The organism is Paenibacillus gorillae (genome assembly GCF_000513275.1).
In the GTDB taxonomy this organism is placed as follows: domain Bacteria; phylum Bacillota; class Bacilli; order Paenibacillales; family Paenibacillaceae; genus Pristimantibacillus; species Pristimantibacillus gorillae.
In genome coordinates, this window is the sequence record NZ_CBVJ010000141.1 from 1 (window position 1) to 14,078 (window position 14,078).

Annotated in this window: 11 protein-coding genes and 1 pseudogene; 4 read left to right on the plus strand and 8 right to left on the minus strand. The window is 48.2% G+C overall.

What is annotated here, in order from left to right; all coding sequences use genetic code 11:
* Positions 1-747: sce7726 family protein (locus TY10_RS29265; RefSeq protein WP_155986063.1), on the minus strand; the 747-nt coding region annotated here is incomplete at its 3' end.
* Between the two features lie 263 nt (positions 748-1,010).
* Here TY10_RS29265 and TY10_RS32355 point away from each other — a divergent pair.
* Positions 1,011-1,305, plus strand: a pseudogene (locus TY10_RS32355) (tyrosine-type recombinase/integrase); the annotation flags it as partial.
* Positions 1,306-1,383: 78 nt separating this feature from the next.
* Here the strand turns inward: TY10_RS32355 and groL are convergent.
* The 7 genes from groL to isdC form a co-directional block, all read right to left on the minus strand.
* The gene (gene groL, locus TY10_RS26580; protein WP_042170721.1) at positions 1,384-3,018 is read right to left on the minus strand and encodes a chaperonin GroEL; all 1,635 of its coding nucleotides are present in this window, start codon (positions 3,016-3,018) and stop codon (positions 1,384-1,386) included.
* Between the two features lie 74 nt (positions 3,019-3,092).
* Positions 3,093-3,374 (minus strand): co-chaperone GroES, encoded by a 282-nt coding sequence (gene groES / locus TY10_RS26585; protein WP_042170723.1) that lies wholly within the window; start codon positions 3,372-3,374, stop codon positions 3,093-3,095.
* Positions 3,375-3,583: 209 nt separating this feature from the next.
* Entirely contained in the window at positions 3,584-4,153 is a 570-nt protein-coding gene (locus TY10_RS26590; protein WP_042170728.1) for a hypothetical protein, read from the minus strand.
* Positions 4,154-4,221: 68 nt separating this feature from the next.
* Positions 4,222-4,998 carry an ABC transporter ATP-binding protein gene (locus TY10_RS26595; protein WP_042170729.1) on the minus strand — a complete coding sequence of 259 codons (777 nt, stop codon included), beginning with the start codon at positions 4,996-4,998 and terminating at the stop codon, positions 4,222-4,224.
* Positions 4,988-5,971 (minus strand): FecCD family ABC transporter permease, encoded by a 984-nt coding sequence (locus TY10_RS26600; RefSeq protein WP_042170731.1) that lies wholly within the window; start codon positions 5,969-5,971, stop codon positions 4,988-4,990. Before TY10_RS26600 ends, TY10_RS26595 begins: the two co-directional genes overlap by 11 nt.
* Positions 5,972-5,986: 15 nt before the next feature.
* Positions 5,987-6,898, minus strand: coding sequence for a heme ABC transporter substrate-binding protein IsdE (gene isdE, locus TY10_RS26605; protein ID WP_042170733.1), 912 nt, complete (start codon positions 6,896-6,898; stop codon positions 5,987-5,989).
* A gap of 98 nt (positions 6,899-6,996) precedes the next feature.
* Positions 6,997-10,512 carry a heme uptake protein IsdC gene (gene isdC / locus TY10_RS29270; protein ID WP_052350791.1) on the minus strand — a complete coding sequence of 1,172 codons (3,516 nt, stop codon included), beginning with the start codon at positions 10,510-10,512 and terminating at the stop codon, positions 6,997-6,999.
* A 469-nt stretch (positions 10,513-10,981) separates the two neighbouring features.
* Here isdC and TY10_RS26620 point away from each other — a divergent pair, with 469 nt between their 5' ends.
* Genes TY10_RS26620 through isdG form a run of 3 tightly spaced genes read left to right on the plus strand, consistent with a single transcriptional unit; the run spans position 10,982 to position 14,050 of the window.
* Entirely contained in the window at positions 10,982-11,947 is a 966-nt protein-coding gene (locus TY10_RS26620; protein ID WP_042170736.1) for an ABC transporter substrate-binding protein, read from the plus strand.
* Positions 11,944-12,918 (plus strand): FecCD family ABC transporter permease, encoded by a 975-nt coding sequence (locus TY10_RS26625; RefSeq protein WP_042170738.1) that lies wholly within the window; start codon positions 11,944-11,946, stop codon positions 12,916-12,918. The genes TY10_RS26620 and TY10_RS26625 overlap by 4 nt, the downstream gene beginning before the upstream one ends.
* Positions 12,919-12,937: 19 nt before the next feature.
* A complete protein-coding gene (gene isdG, locus TY10_RS32165; RefSeq protein ID WP_042170740.1) occupies positions 12,938-14,050 on the plus strand; it encodes a heme oxygenase in 1,113 nt (370 codons plus the stop codon).
* Positions 14,051-14,078: the final 28 nt, after the last annotated feature.

A 14,078-nucleotide genomic window follows, 5' to 3' on the forward strand; every position in this document is an offset into this window, starting at 1 on the left:
TTTCGATAAATATTCGGTGTTCTTTCCTCTTGAAAATAAAATGTCCTTAAAATAATTGTGGGCTTTAGTAACTGATAAATTAGTAAAAATGTCCTTAGCGAGATAGAAATCTTCATTAAACACTTCAAATTCTTTTCTCGTTAGGATTTCAAAAATTATGTCTTTGTTTAACTTTTTTTTGTGACTGCCACTTTTTTTTATGAGAACTAAATTTCCATTTTCATTTAATACATATACACCTACTTTTGAAAGGTTCTCATCTGAATTTAATAGCAGAAACAACTTTTCAATCATTTGAAGATACGTAACAACGTATACTCTATCAAAAACCTGTACATAGTCATTTAATTGTTTAGAAAGCCTATACAGGCTATCAAGTTCAGTCTTTATCTCATAAATAGTAGTCGTTCCATTAATAACAACTAAATCAGCTTGTGATTTATTAACGTATAGTTCTGTAATTATTGAATGTTGTTCATCGTGATTTTTCAAAATTTCATTAACAAATATTTCATTAAGGTAGACATATTCACATTTATAGTTATCTTTAATTTCTTGATAGACATAGTTAAAAAATTCAGCATAAGTTAAATCCTGGATTTTATCGAAAATGTTTAGGTTATTGTTTGAATTGATCAGTACTTCTTTTATTTTATTATTTTTCTTATTAATAAAATCAATTAAATATGAGCGATTGTAAAAATTAGAAAATAACCGAAGATATTTAACATCCTCACTTAGATTCATGCGCTCATCTCCTAATCAATCTGAATAATTTTTAAATACATCGACTAACTTTAATCTAAAAAATTTAAATAGTCAAGAAGGGTACAACTCCTCCTCACTGAGAAGTAAATCAATCATATATCCGAGGCTTGAGATATATGGATACTTAAAGAAAAAGCTTCAGAAATCGAAGTTAGATTAACACCCAATCTTCTCTTACTAAAATTAAATTAAATAGTCGGCCATTATCTAACCACTGTATATTTTATCATAGACTAACTAAATATGTAGATCAGAACTTTATTTTCTCTAAAGAAGATGGCTATCCAATCTTTAATAATATTATTGAAAAAGAATGCTCAAGCTATCGGCAATTGAAAAACACGTGACACCCCACTCCTTGAGACATATTCTCACGTCCCTTTTGATTGAGGCTGGGTAGGTGTAAAAGAGATTCAACAAAGACTAGAGCATACCGACATTAATACAACTATGAATATCTATGCCCATATGACTAAAAATATGGAAGAAAAAGCCTCACAAAAGTTCAGTGAACTCATGCAAGGCTTCGTAATTTAACTTTTCGGCACCAAAATGGCACCATTTACACCATTTCATGCATTAAACCCCTGTGTTTTCAATGGGTTCGAGCGATGACTACATCATGCCGCCCATACCGCCCATGCCGCCCATATCAGGCATGCCAGCGCCAGCACCCTTAGGTTCTGGTTTGTCAGCAACAACTGCTTCAGTTGTCAGGAACATAGCCGCAACGGAAGCTGCGTTTTGCAGCGCGGAACGCGTTACTTTCGCAGGGTCAACGATGCCCGCTTCGAACATGTTTACCCATTCGCCGGAAGCTGCGTTGTAGCCTACGCCGACTTTTTCGTTTTTCAGACGCTCAACGATTACGGAACCTTCTTGGCCTGCATTCGCAGCAATTGTGCGAATCGGCTCTTCGAGGGAGCGCAATACGATGTTAACGCCAGTTTGCTCGTCGCCTTCTGCGTTAACAGCAGCAACTGCATTGTATACGTTGATCAGAGCTGTACCGCCGCCGGATACGATGCCTTCTTCCACAGCTGCGCGAGTGGAGTTCAGTGCATCTTCGATGCGGAGCTTGCGCTCTTTCAATTCCGTTTCAGTAGCCGCGCCGACTTTGATTACCGCTACGCCGCCGGACAATTTAGCCAGACGCTCTTGCAGTTTCTCTTTGTCGAACTCAGAAGTTGTTTCTTCCAGTTGCGCACGGATTTGGTTCACGCGAGCTACGATGTCGGAAGCGTCGCCGCTGCCGTCAACGATAATCGTGTTTTCTTTCGTTACGCGTACTTGGCGAGCGGAGCCCAGTTGTTCTACAGTAGCCGATTTCAGCTCAAGGCCCAGCTCTTCAGTAATCACTTGGCCGCCAGTCAGAGCAGCGATATCTTGCAGCATTGCTTTGCGACGGTCGCCGAAGCCTGGAGCTTTAACGCCTACGCAAGTGAATGTGCCGCGAAGTTTGTTCACTACCAGCGTAGCTTGAGCTTCGCCTTCGATGTCTTCAGCGATGATCAGCAATTGCTTGCCGGATTGAACAACTTTCTCGAGAACCGGAAGGATCTCTTGAATGTTCGATACTTTTTTATCCGTGATCAGGATGTATGGGTTGTCGAGGACAGCTTCCATTTTATCCGTATCTGTAATCATGTAAGGAGACACGTAGCCGCGGTCGAATTGCATACCTTCAACCACTTCCAGCTCCGTTACGAAGCCTTTCGACTCTTCCACTGTGATAACGCCATCGTTGCCGACTTTCTCCATCGCTTCTGCGATCAGTTGGCCAACTTCTTCGTCTGCCGAAGAGATCGAAGCAACTTGTGCGATCGATTGTTTGCCTTCGATTGGTTTTGCGATAGCTTTCAGCTCTTCAACAGCTGCTTTAACCGCTTTTTCGATACCTTTGCGGATAACCATTGGGTTAGCGCCAGCTGTTACGTTTTTCAGACCTTCGCGAATCATCGCTTGAGCCAGAACGGTAGCAGTTGTCGTTCCGTCACCGGCAACGTCATTTGTTTTTGTAGCTACTTCTTTAACGAGTTGTGCACCCATGTTTTCGAAAGCATCTTCAAGCTCGATTTCTTTCGCAATGGATACGCCGTCATTCGTGATGAGCGGGCTGCCGAATTTTTTCTCCAGTACAACGTTGCGGCCTTTAGGGCCGAGCGTTACTTTAACCGCATTTGCAAGAGCGTCAACCCCCCGCAGCATGGAGCGGCGAGCTTCTTCACTAAATTTAATGTCCTTAGCCATTATCGATTACCTCCCGGAAAATAAATAAATGTATGGTAATGCTTGGTTCTTGCTCTATATGTCCCTAACGGGGCTTATCCAAAGATCGCGTGAATGTCGCTTTCTTTCATAATCAAATACTCTTTGCCTTCGTACTTGATTTCAGTTCCTGCATATTTGGAGAAAAGAACGCGGTCGCCTTCTTTTACTTCAAGCGCAACACGAACGCCATCTTTCAACGTACCGCTGCCTACTGCAACTACTTTGCCCTCTTGCGGTTTCTCTTTAGCCGAGTCCGGCAATACGATACCGCTTGCGGTCGTTTCTTCTTTTGCGATCGGTTCGATCAGTACGCGTTCACCCAAAGGTTTGATCATTGAAAATAGCCTCCTTAAAAAGTTTGTCGCTTATTGTTTTTTATTAGCACTCGTAAGCGTAAAGTGCTAACAACCATAATTATCATACTTTTTTTTCGCTTCGATTTCAAGTGCTTCCTCTTTTTTATAGCCGCTCTCAGGCACTTTAACCATTATAGCCTTTTGTAAAATAACCTATAAGGAGCAGGCCGCCTTTTTTTACTCCCGTTTCAACGTACGCTTATCTGTTTTTCTGCCGAAAACTGATAGTCGGTTTTCTTTCCGCCTGCCTCGGTATAAAAGTCAGCCCAAGCCTTGATGTTGTACTCACCTGCCGGGAATGCTGCACCCTTCAAAAATGTTTCAATGAACGCTGCGTTCGAATCTGAATCGAGATATCCAGCCGTTTTTTTATAAGGGAACTCCAGCCACATCCCTTTATGCGTTTCTGTAGTAATCAAAGGCTGCTCCATCTCATAGCCGAAGTCGACTCCCCTCGTCAGCTCCGATACGCCAAACGCGACCGGATACATCGCATGGTAGATCGTTTCTGCTTCCATATCGCCGTCGTATTTCAGCAGCGCTCGGACCGTAACCGCTTCCTCAGGTGTAAAGATCGACTTGCCGGTATCCAAACGAAGCAAAAAATCCCCCATTCGAGACTCGATAAATACCGGTGCTGGCGAAGCCAATTCGCCTTGCCCGCTCTCGCCCTGCTCCTGTTCGTCGATTTTATTAACCGATTCATTACTGCAAGCACTGAGCACCAGAACTAGCAGAAGTACATACAGGTTTTTCATCAGTCCGCCTCCTTGCCATTTATTCACTATTACTTATGACGAGCAGGGCGCCTATTTTGTTCCTGATTTCAAGCGTGAATTCCGAGCGGAAGCATATAGATGCCGGACTCCTCATCATGACTGATTTTCACATCAACGCCATAGACGGTCCTCATAACAGCCGGTGTCACTACGATCTCCGGTTCTCCCATAATGAGCACTTCGCCTTCCTTCATTACAATGAGATTATCGCTGTAACGAATGGCTTGATTAATATCGTGGAGCACCATCACAATCGTCAGGCCATGCTCGGCATTCAGCTTTTTCACAAGCTCGAGAATTTCGAACTGATAATAAATATCCAAGTAAGTCGTCGGCTCATCCAAAAATAAAATCGGCGTCTTCTGTGCCAGCGCCATCGCAATCCACACCCGCTGCCGCTCGCCTCCAGACAACCGGTCAATTCGCAGCTGGCGCTTGCCAATTAGATTGGTACTGGCAAGCGCCCACTCCACTGCAGCTTCGCCATCGCTGCTGTCTTGCCGGAACATCCCTTTATGCGGCAGCCTGCCGAAGCCCACCAGCTTCTCGACCGTCATGTCTGCCGGCGCTTCATTATGCTGATGAACGACAGCCAGCTTTTTCGCAAGCTCCTTCGGCTTATAGCCGCTCAGCGCCTTGCCGTCCAGCACGATTTGCCCGTGACGGGGAGCATAGTTCCGGGACATCAGTCCAAGCAGCGTCGACTTGCCGCTGCCGTTTGGTCCGATAATTGTCGTAATGGCACCCTCAGCCACGGTGCAGGTTACATTTTTAATAGAATCGCTTTGTTTATCGTAAGAGAAGCTCAGCTTGTTAATTTCCATGATGACGATCACTCCTCCTTAGCATGAAAATAAGAAACGGCCCGCCGATTACGGTCATTATTATAGAAGCGGGAATTTCGGTCGGCGCCAAAATCGTTCTTCCGAGCGTATCCGCAGTCAGGATAAGCAGCGCCCCAGCCAAAGCCGAGAACGGAATGAGCGCCTTATGGTCGGAGCCCACCGCCATTCTTCCAATGTGGGGCACGAGCAGGCCTACGAAAGCAATCAACCCGCCCACTGCCGTAGCGACAGAAGCCAACAGTACGGCAACAACGGAGATCAGAAGCCGCGCCTGTGTAACCCGAAGGCCGAGGTTTCCCGCCGTTTTATCCTGCAGCGACAGCATGTTGCACCAGGAAATAAGAAAGAGGGACAGCACCAGTCCGATTGAACCGTACAGTCCCAGTATTTCAACATCGGCCCAGGTTTTCATCGTAAAAATCGAGCTGATCGCCTGATTAACGGACGTTACCGCATAGCTGCCCCGGTAATTGAAGGATTGCCCAAGTCCCGTGAAGGTCGCATTAATGGCGACGCCCACCAGAATAAGCCGCATCGGCTGCAGCCCCGAACGCCAAGAGAACGAATAGACCAGCAGGCAAGCGATCGCCCCGCCGATACAGGAGAACAGCGGCATCCAGAAATACATCGCCGGGAAAATCGTCACCATCAGCAGTGACACAAGTCCCGCTCCCGAAGAAATGCCGATTACACCCGCATCCGCCAGCGGATTCCGCATAACGGCCTGCAGCAATACACCCGATACTGCGAGCGCCGCTCCTGTAAGCAGCGACACGATCAAACGCGGAAGACGCAGATCCCGTATGACTGCAACTTCTTCATTCGTTCCCGTTATTAAACCTTTGATCAGCTCCAATGGGCCGACCTTGATGCTTCCGGTCATCGCCGAGAATATCGTCACTCCCGCCAGTAAAATAATAACGGCGCTAAACCACGCAGCTTTTTTGTACATACCAGACTTCCCCCATTATGGATACAGCATTCCCATCAGTGCATCAAGCGCTTCGTTTGCCGCCAGATTGCCCGTCGTTCCAAACAGCGTCTCTTCCAGGTCATATACCCGGCCGTTTTTCACTGCGTTGAAATGCTTCCAAATATCATTCTTTTTAAATTCCTCATCGAACATTTTCACAACTTCCTCCGGCATGCCGTGCGCTGCCCGAAGAATGACGTCGGGATTCGCCTGCTGCAAATATTCCGTATTGGAAGCAAGATACTCCACTTTTTCCCCTTGCACGATATTAATGCCGCCTGCAAGCTTCACTAGATCGCCGATATACGAATGCTCCGTCGCCACCAAGTAGCTGCCAGGCACACCTAGCAATATGAGAACAGTTGGAGCGGGACGGCCTTCCGTTTTCTGACGGATATCGGCAATTTTGTCGTCATAGCCCTTCACAATTTCCTTCGCCCGATCCACACGATCGTACTTCTCGCCCAGCTTCACAATCGCTTGCTGCATGTCGCCAAGACTCGTCAGATTAAGGAAGGTCGCGTCTACGCCGACATTTTTGAATACCGGCTCCAGCTCATATTGGAGCGTCGTTACCGACAACACCTCTGTCGGCTTGAGTGATTTGACGATTTCCATATCCGGGCTCATCGGATTGCCGACCTTTTTCACGCCATCATAGCGGGACGGCAATGTTTTGGAGCTGGATGGAATGCCGACAACGTCATCGATCCCCAACAAGTCCAGCATTTGTGTAATCGCAACGGTTGTCGAAACGATACGCGCCTCCGGTTTTTCCGTAGGAGCGGCGGTTGCAGCCGCCTGTCCCTGCGCCGGTTGTACAGCTGGCTGAGGTTGCGCCGCACAGCCTGCCGCGAGTAGAGCTAACAGAGCGAGCAGCGTGAGCTTTGTTCCAAACCACTTCATCAATAACCCCCATTTCCTTCTCTACAAGGAGAAAAATCGATAAAGGACGCCGGTTGCCCGGCATCCTCTTCGATTTATCATTCATTCTTCCGCCCGGTTTAGGCTGCTTTTTCTTCTGTCTTCTTGCTTGCTTCCGCTGCTTTTGTTTCTTTTGCTTTCGCTTCCGCATAATCGTAAGCGCGCAGAATGAGCGTTACCGCTTCAGCCCGCGTAGCGTTGGAAGACGCAGCGAATTGATTGTTTTCGCGGCCTGTGATTAAACCCGCTTTAACCGCTGCGGCTACGTAAGGCTTGGCGTAAGCCGGAATTGCATCGGCATCAGCGAAAGTAAGTTCCGCTTTCTCGTCAACCATAATGCCAAGTGCACGAACCATCATCACCGCAATGTCAGCCCGGTTAACATTTTGCGCGGGACGGAAGGATTCATCGGCGAAGCCGCTAATTACGCCTGCTGCCACCGCTTGCTCGACATAAGCTTTTGCCCAAGCTGGAATGCTGTCATTATCCTTGAAGGCCGCTTGTGAACCCGAAGCGTTATTCAGCTTCAATGCCCGGCTGATCAGCGCCGTAAATTCTACGCGGCTGATCGTTCCGTCTGGACGGAAGCTGTTGTCGCTGTACCCTGTTACCAGTCCGAGTGAAACGGCACGTTCGATCGATGCTTTTGCCCAGTTGTTCGCCACATCCTTCAAAGTAACAGAAGGGTTGCTGCCACCCGGTTTTTGCTCGTTGTCTTTGCCGCCCTCTTCGTCTTTCCCTGGTGTTTCACCTGGAAGATCAGTTGGCGGTTTTGGATTTGCTGTATGGCCCGGATCACCGGTATAAGCGCTATAGCCGCCTAGCTGGATTTGAACATCGTATTCGTGATGATAGCCGATTTCCGCCCAATCGATTTTGACCCAGCCATTGATCAAGCCGCTCAGGTTGGAGACTTCGAATTTAACGTCTCTCGAATTAGCAGTTGTATTGGTTGCCGTAACTGCAGGGCTAACGCCCTCTACTTTAAACCCTGTAATTTCATTGCTTTTCGTCAGTCGGAGCGTCACATATTTCTTGCCGCCTGTTACTTCGAGCTTAGCGGGACGCACAACATAACCATCCATAACCGATGCGGAGCTTGTGCCCTTTTTCAAAATCTGGAACGACAAGTTGTAAGTTCCGTCCGCAATGTCGCCTGGCACTTCAGGATTTGGCGTTCCGCCGCCATTATTGCCTCCGTTGTTACCACCGTTGTTGCCGTTTCCTACAACTGCAGCCTGGAAGGTTGCTTTCGCCGATGTCAGCTCAGCAACAGCCTCGTCTACTGCTGCTTGTGCCGCCAGCCAAGTTCCTTTTGCTTTCGCTGCGTTGATTGCCGTTTGGAACGCTGTTTTTGCAGTTTGCGGGTATTGGCCCGGCTCTGTGCCAACTACGGCGCTGTTGTACAAGGTTTCCGAGCTTGTTACCAATTGATCCAGCGCCGTTTTATTGGCAGGAGTAAATTTAAAAATAATGTTATGAGTCATTTGATAAGGCTGACCGTTTGCAACAGTATCAATGCTTACTGAGCCATTCAGCTGAGCTGTCAGACTCGGAATTTCGAATTCTACAACTCTCGTATCGGCAGCCGAATTGGAGCTGACGATCGTCGATTCAGCGAGCGCTCCTTCTTTCTCAACCTTCAGACTAGGAATGACACTGCTCTCTTTGACCGTGAACGAAGCATAAGTTTTACCATTGCGTGTTGTCACTTCAGCCGGTTTCGTGAAGTAACGCTCCATGCCGGAAGCCTTGAACGTATTCGTGGCATTAATAACGACATAATTGACTTGCTGTGCCTGCTCGCCGATAACTGAACCTGCGAATGTGCTGCCAGCCGCTTGAAGAGCTGAAAGTGCGCCAGTTACTTCTCCAGCTGCTGCATTCGCATCGTAAGCGGTCAGGAATGCTTCATCGATGGCAGCTTTGAAAGCTTGCTTAGCGGAAGCCGGATATTGGCCTTGAGCCGTACCTTCCTGCGCCCCGGCGTAAACCGTTTGAGCAGCTGCAACCGCAGAGAGAAGCGCAGCCGAATCGCCGGCAGCCGCAAGGAATTGCAGTTGAACATCATAGTCATGATCATAGTTTAGAACGATTTCCGGCGGGATCGTGACATGGGTCTTAGCATTCAGCTTCACGCCCAGATCCGTCACTTCGAATTTGACCTCGCGGTGCTTGATACCGCCAATAGTCGTTTCCTGCACATTGTCGGCATCCGTGTATGCACCGTTAAACTGCGTCTTAAACACGGTAATCCAATCGCTGTTTTTAAGCGTGGCATAGATAAACGTCTTGCCGTTTTCCAGCTTCAATACAGCCGGTTTTACCAAGTAACCATCCATAACCGATAGATCTTCGGTCTGATCCTTTAACACCTTGAAATCAATCGCAACACCGTCTGTCAACCGGTCATTTGAAGCCGCTTGCGCTGGATACAGCTGTACCGTCCCTAGAACGACGAACAGCAGCAGCGCCATTGTCATAAGCTTGAACCATTTCTTTTTCATTTCCCCATATCTCCTCGTCATCATTATTTTTTCACACCAGTCTTTTTTGCTCCGTAAGAAGAGTACAAGTCCGCCGCCCAGCAAAATAACCGCCAATATCGCAATAACGAATAGGTTGCTGCGCCCGCTTTCTTCGTCGCCTTTGGCTGGATCACCACCGGACTTGCTTGGCTCCGCCACCGTCTGCACAACTCCCGGCGTATCTTCACTGTCCATAGCGGCTGGTTGTGCTTGTACAGTGGTACTTTCCTCAGCAGCAGGGGATGGTGAGGCAGTCGGCTCACTCGCCGGATTGCTCTCAGCCTCTTTAGCTTCCGATCCTGGCGCCTCCGGTTCCCCGGAAGGCACTGGCGTTGCTTCCTCAGAAGCTTTGTCTCCATTGTCCGCTTTCTCCACATGAGTCCCGGCAGCAGCAGGAGAAGCTTTCGCGTCTTTTTCCCCTGTAGAGACATTAGCGCTTGTGTTAGGCTTTACTTCGGAATCCGCTTTTCCCGCATTGTCCGCAGGCTTTACAGCCGGTTCAGATGGCTTTGCTGCTCCAGCGGTTTCTGCTGGTTTAGCAGTCGGTTTAACTGTCGGTTTAGGCGTTGGCTTAGACTCGCTGTCCGCAGGCTTGTTAACAGCCGGCTTATCCGCCGCTTTAACCAGCGTTAAGGAATCGTTGTCGAAAGCCATTCGAATCGTATATTTGTGGTTGTAGTCAATCGATTCGACGATGACATGAATTTTCGCCATAACCGGCTTAGAGAAGTCGTCTACCTGAAACTTCACCACTCTTGTATCTGCCGAATCGTTCTTGCTGACCTGCTTCGCCTCGGTGTAACTTCCGCCGGCTTCAACCTTGAACTCCTTCACCCACTGGCTGTGGTTGATTTGAAGCTGGACGGTCAACTTTCCCTTATCTGCATACACAGTCGCCGGTTTCTCCCAATAATCATTAGCCATCGATACAGAGTCGTCTTCCGCTTTCAATACCGTGTACGCGATCGAATAAGTACCGTCGGCGAGATCGGATGCTGCTTGCAATGTATTTGCAAACAGTGCCATGCAGAGCAGAAAAAGCATAGTTGCACGACTGAATAGTTTCATTCCTATCCTCCTTATATTGTAAAAAAATCAAACTTTATCGATGTATAAACAATAAAATTCGATTAACAACCCCATCATTAACTTCCAATTAAATAATCAGTTAATGATTATCATTCTCAATAATTGAACAAAAAAATAAACGTTCTATTATTCGTTTCACTTACTAAATCCCTATGTAGCATAGGTTATAGAGCTTTTCAGCTCACAGCCCCTCCAACATATCCACTTCATTTTTATCTGCACAGCATGCCTCCAGCGTTAAAATCATTACCATATTGAGCTCGAAGTGATCGTATCGCACAAAAATTATCCTGTCAATAACATTTCGTGATTTAAAAAATAAATAGCAAAATTAACTAATATTTTCTCAAAACCTATTGACGACGATAACGATTATCACTATCATTTATTTGATGAGCCTAATTGATAGTGATTATCACTGATAATAAATACGCAGGAGGCTGTCTTAATGAAAAAGCTTATACCCCTGGCATTATGCGCCTTATTGGCCACAGCCGGCTGCAGCGCCTCCAGGGCAGCCAGCACGACTGATTCAATATTGAATCACCCGGAAGCTGCTGCTGCTGTCTCCATCAAGGACTTTGCGGGACGGAACGTGGCATTTTCCCAAGTGCCGCAACATATCATAGCGCTGAGCAACGGAGAGATGGATATCATCTACGCGCTGGGAGGCACACTTGTCGGAAGACCTTCGACAAACGGCCCTTCCCCTGTGAAGGAAGCGCAGGATGTCACCCAAATCGGCTCCACGCATGAAGTCGACCTGGAGCGCATCACGCTGCTGAAGCCTGACGTCGTCTTAGGCCATTATCCGATGAACAGCAAGGATGTTCCCATCATCGAAAGCATTCATTCCAAAATGGTGCTGACGAGCGCTAATTCCGTCGAGGACATCAAACGACAGATTACGCTGTTTGGGGAAATGCTTCATAAGGAAACGAAAGCTGCAGAGCTTATTGCCTCTATAGACGACAAACTTAGTGACTTTCGTCCATCAGATGGCGCACAGTCAACAAGGACACTAATCGTATATGGCGCTCCCGGCACTTATATGGCCGCATTGCCCAATTCCTTAAGCGGAAACTTGCTGGAGCTTGCGGGCGGCTACAATATCGCTTCTGATTTTGCCGCTTTGCAGAGCTACCCGCAGTATGCGCAAATCAATACGGAACGCGTGGTGCAGGCGAATCCCCAATTAATCCTTATTATGACGCATGGCAATCCGGAAGAAGTGAAAGCAGGCTTTTTGAAGGAAATGCAGGGCAATGCCGCTTGGAACGGGATCGATGCCGTTAAAAACAATCAGGTCGAGATTTTACCCTCCGAGCTGTTCGGTACCAATCCGGGTACGCGGGTCATTGATGCATTAGATGATTTACATGAGCTCGTAGAGAAAGCGAAGCAGCCGACATGAATCTGGCTACCCGTACAACAAGAAGACGCTGGTTATCTGCTGTTATGCTGCCGCTTATCGTTCTCATCTCCGTTTATGGCATAAGCTACGGCTCTGTGCCGATCCCGATTCATGATATTTGGATTGTACTAACTGGAGACGGGGATTCGACATACCGAACCATCATTATGGATTTAAGACTGCCTCGCGTGCTGATCGGCCTGCTGACAGGAGCTTGTCTCGCTGCTTCCGGCGCACTGCTGCAGGGCGTCATGCGAAACCCGCTTGCTGATCCCGGAATAATCGGCGTTTCCTCCGGTGCTGGTCTGGCGGCTGTTATCACGATGGTGCTTTTGCCGCAATTCAGCTATTTATTGCCTTTGTCCGCATTCACTGGCGCTTTTATCGCAGCCATGCTTATTTATTTGCTAGCTTGGGATAAAGGCAGCTCGCCTATCAAGATCGTTCTGGCCGGAGTAGCCGTCAACGCGCTGCTTGGTGCCGTCATGAACGGTGTAATGGTCATCTATAGCGACCGCGTGCAGGCTGTGCTGCCATGGTTAGCCGGAGGACTTAACGGCCGAAGCTGGTCTCACCTGTCCTTCATGCTTCCTTATGCTGCTGTCGGTCTCTTGCTATCTCTGATCGCAATTAAGCCGGCCAATCTGCTGTTGTTAAGCGACGATTCGGCGAAGCTGCTTGGTCAGCGCGTCGAGCTGCAGCGCCTCCTGCTTATCGTACTGGCCGCCTTTCTTGCTGGCTCTGCCGTCAGCGTGGCTGGACTAGTCGGCTTCGTCGGCCTGGTCGTTCCTCATGCAATAAGATTGCTAATCGGGGAGGATTACCGTTTTCTGCTGCCTCTGTCCATAGGAGGCGGAGCGGCACTAGTCGTATTAGCAGATACGATTGCAAGATCATGGATTGATTCGATCGAGCTTCCTGTCGGCATATTGCTGGCGTGTGTCGGAGCCCCATTCTTTTATATTTACTGAGGAAACGGAGTGTCATGAGATGAGTGCAATTGAAATGAAAGAGCTGGATCTGGAACGCGGCATGTTCCGTCTGCACGACGTGACGGCATCCATTCCGAAGGGGCAAATGACCGCGATTATCGGGCCTAACGGCTCCGGCAAATCAACGCTTCTGAAGCTAGTCGCACAATTGCTGGAGGCGGACAGCGGCGCCGTTCTCATCGATGGGAAGGAAGGCAAGACGTTCAAGCGGGCAGAGCTTGCCCGCACAATATCGATGCTGCCTCAAGCCAAAGATACTGCACCTTATATGACTGTAAGAGAGCTTGTGGCCTACGGCCGTTCTCCTCATCAGGGACTGCTTCGCCAGCGGCTGACGGAGGAAGATACGTCCATTATTCAATGGGCGCTGAAGCAGACCGGTATTTTAAGACATGAAGACCGCATGTTCCATACGCTGTCCGGCGGCGAACAGCAGAAAGCGCGAATCGCTATGGCGCTTGCTCAGAAAACCGGTATTGTGCTGCTCGACGAACCGACAACTTACTTGGACATCTCCCACCAGCTCGACGTAATGGAGATGCTGCGGAAGCTGAATAAGCAATTGAATCTGACCATTGTCATGGTGCTGCATGATCTTCAACAAGCAGCCGCCTTCTGCGATTACTTGATCGCAATGGATGGCGGACAAATCGCCGATGCGGGTCACCCCAAGAGCATTATCAATTCCAGGTTGCTGCGGGACGTCTTCGAGCTTGAAGCGAAAGTCAGCTACGAGGAAGATTACCCGATTATTATTCCCAAACTTAAAAAATTAGAGGAGGACAAAACGATGGTTATCGTAACGAACGTATCGAAGATTACAAAAGGCAACGGTGAGAAGCTGATCGAGCGCTTTAACAAGGTAGGGAAAGTAGAAGGCATGGAAGGGTTCCTCGGGCTGGAGGTTATGCTTACCGAGAATACGAAAGAATATGACGAGGTTTCGGTCGTAACCCGCTGGGAGTCCAAAGAGAATTTTCAAGCTTGGACCCGCAGTGAAGCGTTCCGCGAATCCCATCAGCACCGCAAAACGCCGGACTACATTATCGATAATAAAATCCAGTTCTACGAAGTAAAAATCGTTCGCAACCCGCTGCCGCTGGAAGCTTAAGCCGCTGCCGCGCAGAAGTACTGCGAAC